We start from the raw sequence: 11,816 nt of genomic DNA, 5'->3' as shown, positions 1-11,816 counted from the left end.
CTCGGCACCGGGTGACGACTCAGTCGATGTCGGTCTGCTTGCCGATCACGCCTGGCATCACCGGGGCTTCATTGACCGTATCGTTGCGCACGAAGGCCAGATGCTGCTGATAGGCGGTGACCACTTCATCGAGCACCTGAGCACGCGACAGGCCGTTGAGCTCCTGACCGCTGCCACCCTCGGAGAGGTGGACGGCCAGACGCAGGTAGTAGTCATCGTTGGCATCGATGAAGCTTGGCGTCTGGTGACGCACCGAACGCACCTGGTAGACGAAGTTGGAGGCATCCTCGAACTCGACTTCCAGTGTCACGCGCGGCAGCGGCTCGCCCTCTGCCGTCTCTTCACTGACGGAGGAGACCTGGCCGCGGCGGTTGAGCTCTTCGGCCAGCTGGTTGAGCGCCGGACGAATGGAGCGCTTCAGCGTTGCCTCGGCACTGCCGCTCTTGGCGAAGTCGAGCACGTGATCCAGACGCTCGTGCCAGTCGACCCCTTCATAGACGCAGCTGTTGTCCTGACGCACGTTCTCCTTGCGGTCCTCGATCATCAGCGCCTTGTACATGCCGATCATCATGAAGATCAGCACGATGGAGAAGGGCACGGCGGTGATCACCACGGCGCTCTGCAGCGCGCTCAGCCCCCCGACCATCAGCAGAGCCAGCGTCAGCAGGCCGATGATGGCGGACCAGAAGATGCGCAGCCAGATCGGCGCATCGTGGTTGACGTCCTTGAGGATGGACGTGAAGTTGGCCAGTACCAGCGCGCCGGAGTCGGCGGAGGTCACGAAGAACACGATCCCCAGAATCGCCACCACGGCGGTGGTGATGGTGGAGTACGGCAGCTGCTCCAGGAAGGTATAGATGGTGTTCTGCGGTGCGTTCAGGGCTTCGGTGGCCAGTGCGCTGACGCCCTGGTTGGCGACCATGTCGATGGCCGAGTTACCGAAGACGCTCATCCATACCATCATGAAGCTCAACGGGATCAGCAGCGCACCGAACACGAACTGACGGATGGTGCGGCCACGTGAGATGCGCGCCAGGAACAGGCCCACGAACGGGGTCCAGGCGATCCACCAGCCCCAGAAGAACAGGGTCCAGCCGCTCATCCATTCATCGGTCCCCGGCGTGTAGGCATAGGTATCGAAGCTCTTGGCGGTGAACTGGGTCAGGTAGTCACCGATGTTGAGCACCAGCGCGTTGAGCAGCTGGGAGGTGTCGCTGACGGCCAGCACGAAGATCAGCAGGGCGGTGGCCAGCAGCATGTTGAATTCGGACAGCAGGCGGATGCCCTTCTCGACACCGGTGATGACGGAAATCGTCGCCAGAATCATCACGCCGATGATCAGTGCCGCTTGCACGGCGAGGTTCTCGGGCACGCCCAGCATGAACTTGAGACCGTAGTTCAGCTGGATGACGCCGATGCCCAGTGAGGTGGCGATGCCGAACACGGTGGAGATGATGGCGAAGATATCCACGGCGTTGCCGATCGGGCCATTGATGCGGTTGCCCAGCAGCGGATAGAAGGCCGAGCGGATGGCCAGCGGCAGGCGGTGGCGATAGCTGAAGTACGCAAGCGACATGCCGGCGAGCACATAGATGCCCCAGCCGGAGAGCCCCCAGTGGAAGAAGGTTTCCACCATGGCGTTGCGGATCGCCGCCTGGGTCTCGGGGTCCCCCGTGACCGGTGCCACATAGTGGGACAGCGGCTCGGCGATGCAGTAGAACAGGATGTCGATGCCGATACCGGCGGCGAACAGCATCGCGGCCCAGGACATCAGCGAGAATTCAGGACGCGAGTCGTCCGGTCCCAGGCGGATGCGCCCGAAGCGTGAGCAGGCGATCAGCACACCGAAGACCAGATAGGCCACGATGGCCAGCATGTAGAACCAGCCGAAGGTATCGATGGTCCAGCTCAGGGCATTGCCGATCCACTGGTCAGCCAGTTCGGTGAACAGCATCGCGAAGGCGAGGAACGCCACGATACCGATGATCGATCCGTAGAAGACCGTCGGATTGATGCGACTCGAGGTCGGCGCAGCGCTCTCGGAGGAAGCGGGTTTCTGCATGAGGAACTCCTGTCATGGGGAAGTTTCACTCGTGCGTAGTGCTTTGCTGACAGCCTGCGGCTGTGGGGGCAACGGCAGGGTGTCAGCAAAGACGGACACGAACGGCACGGGCCTCGCTCAGCACCCGTCATGGGTAGCGCTGAAGCGGTGGCAGTGTCGACTGGCAGGCGGAGGTATGGCAGGTCCATCCGCAGGCAGCAGGCGAGAACGGCCTCAAGGCGATTCACGAAGGTCGGTCGGCGGGCGCCTCGGCAACGGCATGCCTGGCGACTGTCTCGCGACCTTCATCATGGTGAACGTTCACAGGGCGCTGCTGGACGTCAGAGACTGTCTTGCCAAGATCTCTGACTCCGACATCTGCGCGGCGCGAATTCCTTCGCGGCCAGTGCCGGGTCCGCTTTCCGCTGACGGTTGCAGGCATCCCCCTGCGGTGGCTTCTGTCATGGACACCGTTGCTCAATGCCCTGTCGTTCGAGAGAACCCTCGGACGGGGGAGCTCAGCAGTCAGGAAAGCACGACTCTCATCATCACGCCATGTAATGCTCAAGGCCTCGCAAAATTATTTTAATTGATTGTTCAATAAAAATATAACCCCCATTACCCAAAAAGACAGGGGGACTGTCGCTTTCTCTTATGAACCTGTCGCGATCCGTCGGGCGCGAGCCCTCATGCCAGAGCCTCCCGTCAGGAATGTCGCGGAGAGAGACATTTCTGTCGCCAATGGACGAAAACGACACCGCCCCGACCACCAGAAGGCGGCCGGGGCGGCATCGTTTTCGCGTTTTCTTCCCCACAAGACCGATCAGGGTCACTTCATGGGGCGTGTCTGGCTGGCACCTGAAAAGGGGAGTCGCCTCTCAGGTGCCGCGCATCAGGCCTGCGGAGCCGGCTCGCCCGGTCCCTCCTGCGGACCACCGTGCGGGCCGCCATGACGCATGCCATTGGCCATGAAGGCCTCCAGCGCGTCCAGCTGTTCGGCGGACAGGACATCAGCCAGTTTCTCGCGGCCTTCCTGACGCAGTTCCAGGCGCTGCTCCTTCATCTCCTTGCGCATTTCCTGACGGGCCGCGACACGCTCCTGTCTGGTGTCGGCGTCCTTCATGGCATCCCGCATGTCGTCGTGCATCTCTTTCATGCTGTCATGCATCTCGTCACGCATTTCCTTGCGGACTTCCTTGAGCGCCTGCATCTGATCATCGCTCAGATTCCAGCTTGCCAGCAGGGCCTTCATGCCTTCGCGCTGCTGGCGCTCCGCCATCTTCGGGCCGCGCTTGTCGCGCTGGTGCATCATGTCCAGCACCTTGATCTGGTCATCGTTGAGCACCTTGGCGAGGCGCTCGTGCTGCGTCTCGCGCAGTTCCTTGAAGGCGGCCTTGCGCGCTTCACGCGAGTCGAAGTCGGTTTCCTTGAGCGACTTCATGTCGCCGCGCATGGCATCGAAGGAATCCTTGAGGGACGCACGCTGGTCCTCATCCAGGTTCCAGCTGTCGAACAGGGCGCCCATCAGTGCCATGCGCTGATCGCCATCGCGTCCCATGTGCTTGCCGCCGGCCGGCTTGTCCTTCATGGCCATCGGCTTGTCGCCATGCTTGTCGGCCCCATCAGGGCGCTTGGCATCATGCTTGCCGTGCATCGGCTTGCCTGCGGCCCAGTAGGCTTCAAGCACCTTGACCTGGTTGTCGTCGAGAATCTCGGCGAGGGCCGCCTTGTGCTGGTCACGCTGGGCCTTGATGGCATCACGACGTGCTTCGCGAGAGTCGAAGGTCTGTTCCTTGAGCTGCTTGCGGCTTTCCATCTGCTGCTGCTTCAGCGTTTCGAGCTTCTGTTTCTGAGCATCGCTGAGGTGCCAGCTGGCGAGAATCTTGTCCAGGCCTGCCTGGCGGCCGGCGGCACCGTCGTGCTGTTCCTGTTGCTTGACGCCGCTGGCGGCCATGGCGGTCATCGGCAGTGCCAGGGCGGTCAGCAGACCGGAAACGATGAGCTTGCGAGAAATGCGGTTCATGGCGTACTCCGTATGTCGAGATAAAGAACAGCGTTCATGCGATATAGCGAGTATCGGCGGCGAATGTGCCGGGATTGTGCAAGTACTCGCGGGTAAGTGTGCAATGTGTCATGTCAGGATCTGCAACGCTGTCGCGGCAGCCTGCCACGAGGCCGTCAGTGCTGGGCTTGCTTGCCCGTGCTGGCCTTGTCGGGGTAGTGGCGATCGAAGTGCTGATGAAAACGGCTTGTCTGCTCGGCGTTCAGGATTCTGTCGACCTTGGCCAGATAGTCCTGACGGGCCTTGGCCAGCGCCTTTGCATCGTGGTGGCTCTCGGCCGCCTGACGCTGCTGGCGGTAGTGACGATATTGCGTGTCGAGGGTGTCGCGCTGACTGACGTTCAGGCTGATGCCATCCAGCAATACGCTCAGGGAGACATCGGCGGCGCTGGCGCTGCTCACGGTCAGCGGTGACACCATCAGCATGACGCTCAGCATGCCGGCACTGATCAGACGAGTGCGAGGACGCGCACGCTTGGCAGGACGGTGGGACATGGCGAATACCTCACTTGTGGCGTGAGCCCGAGCTCATGCGGCAGTCGATGTCGCGTACTCAGGCAGTGATGACAGTATCCGTCGCAGTTGGACAGCAAGTTAGCACCGCGGGTGCAACAAAAACGCAACCGCCGTCTGTGGTCACAGACGGCGGTTGTCATGTTGCTGAAAGGTTCGCGGGCCCGGGGAGAGGCGGGGAGTCAGTCCAGCACGTCAGGCTCGAACTTGTAGCCGACGCCGTAGATGGAGCGGATCACGTCGCGCTCCGGCCAGGCACTGGCGATCTTGCGGCGCAGCTTCTTGACGTGGGAATCCACGGTGCGCTCCGAGACGATGCGGTGATCCCGGTACATGTGGTCCATCAGCTGATCACGGGAGAAGATGCGCCCCGGTGATTGCATCATCACCTTGAGCAGCTGGAACTCGACGGCGGTCAGCCCCAGGTCATGGCCATCCGCCAGGGCCTGCCAGCCTTCTTCATTGAGCGTCAGCTGGCCCTTGGCGGAGCTTTGCGAGAGCGTCTGGTCGAGTGCCTGACTGCGACGCAGCACGGCCTTGATGCGGGCGACCACCTCGCGCGGGCTGAAGGGTTTGCAGATGTAGTCATCGGCGCCCAGCTCCAGCCCCAGCAGGCGATCCACTTCCTCGACGCGCGCGGTCAGCATCACGATGGGCAGCAGGGCGTCTTCAGCGCGCAGCTGACGGCACAGGGTGAGGCCATCGGTGCCCGGCAGCATCAGGTCGAGCAGGACCAGTGCCGGTCTCTCGTCATTGACCGCGGCGATGACGGCATTGCCATCATCCACGTGGCGGGTGCGATAACCGCTGCCATTCAGATAATCGCACAGCAGGCTGGCGATCTTGGGCTCATCCTCGACCACCAGAATCAGTGGCTTGCGAGATTGTGCCTGGTCATCGGAGTGGTCGGCGTGAATGTCGCTCATGGTCAAGAGTCCTTGCGGATGAAAAAGAGTCAGTCTCAAGTAGACAACAGCGGCAGGCGAATGTCCCATCGCAGCCCGCCCAGTGTGGAGTGCCCCGGCACCAGCTCGCCTTCATGGGCACTCACCAGCGCGCTGGCGATGGCCAGCCCCAGCCCGCTGCCACCGCTTGAGCGATTGCGCGAGTTCTCGACGCGATACAGTCGCTCGGTGAGATGGGCAAGCTCGGCGTCCGGCACGCCGGGGCTGGAATCCTCCCAGCGCACGATCGCCCAGCCGGGGTGGCCGGCTCCCTGGGCGGGGCTGGCGGCTTCGTGCAGCAGACTGACCTTGAGTCTGCCCGGTGCATCGGTATAGGCACGGGTGTTGCTGGCCAGGTTGCTCCACAGCTGATGCAGGCGTTGCGTGTCGCCCAGCACCCGCAGCGGCAGCGGGATGTCGGTCTCCAGTGCGATCCCGGCATCCGCCAGCCAGCCGCGCAGGTCGTCCAGGCTGTCACGGAGCTGGGTATCCAGCGCCAGCGGCTCGCGCCAGGCTTCCAGCGTACCGGCATCGCTCTGTGCCAGCAGGCGCAGGTCCGCCACCAGGCGATTGAGGGCGTCCACCTCCTGGGCCAGCGAGCCGAGGCTTGAATGGCTCATCGGGCGGAAGCCATCCTGCATGGCTTCAATCTCGCCCTTGAGCACCGCCAGGGGAGTCCGCAGCTCGTGGGAGATGTCGCTGACCCAGCGCTGGCGGGAATCGCGATTGCTCTCCAGTGTCGCCGCCAGGGCATTGAAGTCCTCGGCCAGCCGCGACAGCTCATCCTGCCCGCGGACCGGCAGACGGGTGGCATAGTCGCCACTCGACAGGCGATTGGCACCAGAGGCCAGGTCACGGACACGGTGCCCCAGCCACCAGGCGATCCCGGCGGCCGCCAGCAGCGAGGCGAAGGCGGATGAGAGCATGATGATGGCCAGATCGCGCGACTGACGTTCCAGATACTGGTCCTTGCCGCGCTTCAGCATCTCGCTCACCGGCAGATAGCCGAGTTCTCCGATCTTGCTGCCATCAAGCATCAGGTCCTTGAACTGCATGCCGGGAATGGGGCGCGGTGCCCCATTGAGACGCTGGCCATCGGCATCACGCAGCATGTAATCCTGCGGGCGCGTCATGTTGGGCCCCAGCAGCATGGCCTGCTCTCCGACCGGCGGGCGCGACATGCCGGGGCCGGGCATCATGCTGTCCTCCCGGCCTGGCGGCGGTGACATGCCGGGCCCGGGCATCATGCCGTCCTCTTCGCTCGGCGGGCGGGAGTGCACGATACGCCCCCAGTTGCGCCGACTCTTGAGCCATTGCCAACTGCCCTCGGCGGCATAGGCGCTGATCAGGTCCGTCGAGATCATCTCGACGCGTTCCTGCTGGGTCTGCTGCAGGTACTCGGCGAAGCCCTTGTCCATGCTCTTGGAAATGAACAGGTAGATGCTGCCGCCGATCACGACATTGGTCAGCAGCAGGATCACGAACAGGCGGACCGAAAGTCTCGAACGCAGGGCGGTCACGGGTTGGATCATGACGCACGTTCCTCCTGAGGCGGGGTGCGGGGCGGCAGTCCCAGCAGGCGACGCAGGCTGTGCTGCAGGTCTTCCAGCAGCAGATAGAGCGACGGCACCAGGATCAGCAGGATGACCGTCGCGAACAGGATGCCGAAGCCGATGGAAACGGCCATCGGGATCATGAAGCGAGCCTGGCGCGAGGTCTCGAAGATCATCGGCGCGAGACCGAAGAAGGTGGTCAGCGTGGTCAACAGGATCGGACGCAGACGTCGCGTGGCCGCCATGATGATCGCCTCACGCGCACTGGCTCCGGCCAGCCGCTGGCGGTTGGCATAGTCGATGAGGACCAGCGCATCGTTGATGACGATGCCCGACAGCGCCAGCATGCCCATCAGGCTGATCACCGACAGCCCGTAGCCCATCAGCTGATGGCCGATCACCGCGCCGATCAGGCCGAAGGGGATCGCCGTCATCACCAGCAGCGGCTGCAGATAGCTTCTGAAGGGCAGGGCCAGCAGCAGATAGAGCGCCGCCAGGGTCAGCAGCAACGAGACCTGCAGGGACCCCAGGTTGTCGGCGGTCTCCTCCTGACGTCCGCCATAGCCGATGCTCAGAGTTGGATACTGACTCTTCAGCTCGGGATAGACATCGCTTTCCAGACTGGTGATCACCTGACTGACCGCATCGGACGGCGTGACGTTGGCGGTGACCTCGATCACGCGGCGACCATCGATGCGCAGGATGCTGGAGGCGGCGCGTCCCTGCTGGATGTCGGCCACCAGTCCCAGCGGCACGCTGACGCCGTCGGCCGTCTGCACGCCGAAATTCTCCAGCTGGGCCAGACTCGCGCGCTGGGCTTCGGGCAACAGCACCTTGACCTCGACCTCATTGCGACCCTGCTGCTGCTTGAGTGCCGTGGCGCCGGACAGCGGTCCGCGCAGCTGGTTGGCCAGCGTCGCGCCGTCCAGTCCCAGCGAGCGTCCATAGGCATTGAGCTGCAGATAGAGCTCGCGCTTGCCGTCATCCAGGCCGCTGTCGATATCCGACAGCGAGCTGTAATCCTCAAGCGAGGTCGCCAGGGTCGCGGCGGCCGCCATCAGCGCGGCACTGTCGGAGGATGACAGTCGAATGGTGAGGCCCGCGCCGCGTCCCGGCCCGCCGATATCGGATTCGAACAGCAGCGATTCGGTATTGGCGATGGTGCCCGCTTCCTCGCGCCAGGCCTTGATCAGCTGCGAGGGCGACCAGTTGTTCTCCACCGTGGTGTCCAGATTGGCGATGATGCTCAGCGAGTTGCCTTCTATCTCGGCGCTGGTGGAAAAGACCGCCAGGTCGGCTTCGCGCTCGCGCACGCGGTCCAGCGCCGCCAGCAGCAGGGTGCGCACTTCGCGGTCCTGGCTGATCGGGCTGCCCACCGGCAGATTGGCGGTGACGCCGGCACGGTTGGATTCCACGCGTGGCATCAGCGAGAAGCCGAGACGGCCACTGGCCATCCAGGCCATCGCCAGCACCAGCAGCGCCAGGCCACAGATGGCGGTCAGGCCACGGTAGTTCAGACATCCCTCGAGGAAGGGCTGGAAGCGCTGACGCGTGAAGCGCTCAAGTCCGTGCTGGACGCCGTGACGCACGCGGTCCAGCGGTGCCAGCCAGCGAATCGGCTTTTCGCTGGTGTGTCCCAGGTGCGCGGGCAGGATGAAGATCGCCTCGATCCAGCTCAGCGCGAAGATGCTGATCACCACCAGCGGGATGATGCCGAATACCAGCCCGAGGAAGCCGGGCAGGAACAGCAGCGGAATGAAGGCCACGATGTTGGACAGGATCGAGAACGCCAGTGGCACCGCGATCTCGCGCGCGCCGAGGATGGCGGCTTCGCGCATGCTGGCGCCGCGCTCGCGATGCGAGTGGATGTTCTCGCCGACGATGATGGCGTCATCCACCACGATGCCCAGCGCGATGATGAAGGCGAACATCGAGATCATGTTGATGGACACGCCGACCAGCGGCAGGAACAGCATCGCGCCCAGGAAGGCCGTGGGGATGCCCAGGGTGACCCAGAAGGCGAGGCGCGCTTCCAGGAACAGGCCCAGCAGCACCAGCACCAGCACCAGCCCCATCCAGGCGTTCTTGAGCAACAGTTCCAGACGGTCCTGATAGACCAGCGAATCATCGTCCTCGACACTCAGCGTCAGGCCGCGCGGCAGGCTGGCGGACAGCTCCGGCAGCATCGCCATGGTCGCGGCGGACAGCTCGTTGGGTGTCTGGGAGCCGACCTGATAGATGTCCAGGCCGATCGCCGGTTCACCGTCATAGAGCACTTCCTTGTCACTGTCGGCGAAGCCGTCGGTGACGGTGGCGATATCGCCCAGGCGGATGACATTGCCTTCCTGACTGGAGATCACCGGCAGCTGCGCGAACTCGGCGGCACCGTCGCGTCGCGCCTCGTAGCGCACCAGGTACTCGCCCTGCTGGGTGTCCAGACTGCCGCCGGCCAGGTTGAGCGCCTGATTGCCGATCAGGCTGGCCACATCCTGATGCGAGAGGCCGTAACGGCGCAGCGCCCCTTCCTCCAGTGACACGTGCACTTCCCGGTCACGGATGCCGGTCAGCTCCACCTTGGTGATGTCGTTGCTGTCCAGCAGGCTCAGGCGCAGACGCTCGGCGACGTTGCGCAGGGTCTGGTCATCCGTCTGGCCGTGCAGCTTGAGTTCCATCACGCTGCGCGAGCGACCTGCCAGCGAGTAGACGGGCGGATCGGACTCATCGGGCAGGGTGGTGATGCTGTCGATGGCCTGCTGGATGTCCTGGTAGGCGCGCATGGTCTCGACGCCATCCTGAAGCTCGATGGACAGTGAGCCGAGGCCTTCCTCGGCCGTGGCGGTGATCTCCTCGATCCCCTCCACGTCCTGCACTGCGGATTCCATGGCCTGCAACAGACTCTCGGACACTTCATCGGGGGTCGCGCCGGAATAGCTGACGCTGACGTTGATGATCTCGAGCTCGAAGGAGGGGAAGACCTCCTTCTTGATCTGGCTGGACATCAGCAGACCGCCGAGAATCAGACACAACATCAGCAGGTTGGCGGCGACACCATGATCATGCATCCAGCGGATGGGGCCCTTGAGGCGCGACGGTGCCGTCATGAGTCACTTCCGGTGGTCGTGGCGCGCTTGTCGGCAACCGTGGCGTTCTTGTCACCAGTCGCGGTGTCCTGCTCAACTGTCGCGGTGCTCTTGTCGCCAGCCGTCGTCTTGTCGTCAGCCGCCTTGTTATCAGGGGTCCTGGTGGTCGGCGTCGGCGCATCACCGCGGGCACGCAGCGCCATGCCGGCCTCGACATTGCTCAAGGCACTCACGATGACCCGCTCGCCATCGCTCAAGCCTCCGGCGATCAGCAGGGTGTCGTTGCCCAGATGGCGCACGCCCACCGCACGTTTCTCCAGATAGCCATCCTCCGTCAGCACCCAGACCTGCTGGCCACTGCGCAGGGCGCTGACCGGCAGCTCGATCAGCGATGCGGTGCGCTGAGGTGTCAGAGTCGCTTCCACCACATCGCCCAGACGCAGGGCCGGCGTGCTGGCGCGCGCCTCCTCGGAGACGTCGAGCGCCAATGGGTCTTCCACTGCCACCATCACCTGAGTCAGCAGGCCGTTGTCCTCCAGGGACGGCAGGACGCTCCACACTTCGCCGCGCCGATGCTGGCCCTCCGGCCATGCCTTGCTGGACAGCAGGACCGGCGTGCCCTGTCCGTCACGGGCATGGGTCGAGAGCCATTCCATGTCGGCCTGCGGGAGATTGAGACGCACCCAGAAGCGGTCGGTGGCCACCAGCGTCAGCAGGTCGGTGAAGGCGTTGAGGTCACTGCCTTCGCCGACCAGACGCTCGCTGATCAGGCCGTCATAGGGCGCGCGGATCTCGGTACGTTCCAGATTGAGTCTGGCCTGGTCGCGGCTGGCGCGGGCACTGTCCACCGCAGCCTGAGCCGACTTGAGCTGAGGCTCGCGCAGCACCAGCGCTTTCTGCGCCGCCGGCAGGTTGCGACCGAAGGTCTTGTATTCCGAGGCCGCGCGGATCTGCTCGCCCTTTTCCGAGGCGAGGCTGGCTTCTGCCGTGGCGAGATCCGCCTCGGCCTGACGCAGCGCCAGCTGGTAATCCAGCTGGTCGAGACTCGCCAGCAGCTGGTTCGCGCGGACTTCACGGCCCGCCTCGATGCCCTCGGGGAAGGGGGCCAGTTGACCGCTGACCCGGGTGGATACGGTCGTCTGACGATCGGCGATCACGCGGCCGTAGCCTTCCAGTGTCGGTGCACTGGCCGTATGGCTGACCGTCACCACTTCCACGCTGGGAACCGGGGCGTCACTGGGCACGCGCTTGGGGGCGCCGGGGCGGTGGGTCATCCACCAGGCCGCCAGCGCTATCGCCAGCGCGAGAATGATCAGCGCCAGCAGGCGCATCCAGATCAGACGGCGGGAGGAGGGTGGCTTGCTGCCAGTGGCGGAGGGTGGCGATGCCGGGGTTGGCGACTCAGGGCTGTTGTCCATGCGGACTCCGGACGAAAGATGTCAGGCCCTGATGCGCAACGGCCTCTGACCAGTCGCGAGAGCGCCGGGCAGAGACGAAGGATCATGGGCCAGAATGGCGGACGAAAGGGTGGATGATCGCATGATGTCATGTAGGCGCAATGCAAAAGTGGGAAATAGCGTGCAAGACGGCGCGATAGGGAATTCTGGCATTTGCCAGGCACAAA

General features: G+C 63.9%; 7 protein-coding genes. All 7 read right to left on the bottom strand.

Translation table 11 applies throughout. From position 1 onward, the window contains the following. Nucleotides 1-19: 19 nt before the first annotated feature. Nucleotides 20-2,062, bottom strand: a complete 2,043-nt coding sequence (gene betT, locus HXS65_RS07395; protein WP_077378383.1) for a choline BCCT transporter BetT — start codon at nucleotides 2,060-2,062, stop codon at nucleotides 20-22. 871 nt (nucleotides 2,063-2,933) lie between these two features. Then, nucleotides 2,934-4,064 (bottom strand): Spy/CpxP family protein refolding chaperone, encoded by a 1,131-nt coding sequence (locus tag HXS65_RS07390; RefSeq protein ID WP_176493549.1) that lies wholly within the window; start codon nucleotides 4,062-4,064, stop codon nucleotides 2,934-2,936. 155 nt (nucleotides 4,065-4,219) lie between these two features. Further along, nucleotides 4,220-4,597: a hypothetical protein gene (locus HXS65_RS07385; RefSeq protein WP_176493548.1), complete on the bottom strand. Its 378-nt coding sequence runs from the start codon at nucleotides 4,595-4,597 to the stop codon at nucleotides 4,220-4,222. A 200-nt stretch (nucleotides 4,598-4,797) separates the two neighbouring features. After that, nucleotides 4,798-5,541 (bottom strand): response regulator, encoded by a 744-nt coding sequence (locus tag HXS65_RS07380; RefSeq protein WP_084207931.1) that lies wholly within the window; start codon nucleotides 5,539-5,541, stop codon nucleotides 4,798-4,800. Between the two features lie 35 nt (nucleotides 5,542-5,576). Then, entirely contained in the window at nucleotides 5,577-7,091 is a 1,515-nt protein-coding gene (locus tag HXS65_RS07375) for an ATP-binding protein (protein WP_176493547.1), read from the bottom strand. Continuing rightward, complete coding sequence (locus tag HXS65_RS07370; protein WP_254696556.1) at nucleotides 7,088-10,213, bottom strand: efflux RND transporter permease subunit; 3,126 nt, start codon at nucleotides 10,211-10,213, stop codon at nucleotides 7,088-7,090. The genes HXS65_RS07375 and HXS65_RS07370 overlap by 4 nt, the downstream gene beginning before the upstream one ends. Then, entirely contained in the window at nucleotides 10,210-11,610 is a 1,401-nt protein-coding gene (locus tag HXS65_RS07365) for an efflux RND transporter periplasmic adaptor subunit (RefSeq protein ID WP_176493546.1), read from the bottom strand. Before HXS65_RS07365 ends, HXS65_RS07370 begins: the two co-directional genes overlap by 4 nt. Nucleotides 11,611-11,816: the final 206 nt, after the last annotated feature.

Source organism: Cobetia sp. 5-25-4-2, assembly GCF_013374075.1.
GTDB classification, from domain to species: domain Bacteria; phylum Pseudomonadota; class Gammaproteobacteria; order Pseudomonadales; family Halomonadaceae; genus Cobetia; species Cobetia marina.
Note: the sequence above shows the minus strand (reverse complement) of the source record. Positions and strands in the feature narration are given on the sequence as shown.

Excerpts from the sequence above, each read along its gene's own strand:
- betT (WP_077378383.1), bottom strand. The coding sequence starts at position 2,062 with ATGCAGAAACCCGCTTCCTCCGAGAGCGCTGCGCCGACCTCGAGTCGC.
- HXS65_RS07390 (WP_176493549.1), bottom strand. The coding sequence starts at position 4,064 with ATGAACCGCATTTCTCGCAAGCTCATCGTTTCCGGTCTGCTGACCGCC.
- HXS65_RS07385 (WP_176493548.1), bottom strand. The coding sequence starts at position 4,597 with ATGTCCCACCGTCCTGCCAAGCGTGCGCGTCCTCGCACTCGTCTGATC.
- HXS65_RS07380 (WP_084207931.1), bottom strand. The coding sequence starts at position 5,541 with ATGAGCGACATTCACGCCGACCACTCCGATGACCAGGCACAATCTCGC.
- HXS65_RS07375 (WP_176493547.1), bottom strand. The coding sequence starts at position 7,091 with ATGATCCAACCCGTGACCGCCCTGCGTTCGAGACTTTCGGTCCGCCTG.
- HXS65_RS07370 (WP_254696556.1), bottom strand. The coding sequence starts at position 10,213 with ATGACGGCACCGTCGCGCCTCAAGGGCCCCATCCGCTGGATGCATGAT.
- HXS65_RS07365 (WP_176493546.1), bottom strand. The coding sequence starts at position 11,610 with ATGGACAACAGCCCTGAGTCGCCAACCCCGGCATCGCCACCCTCCGCC.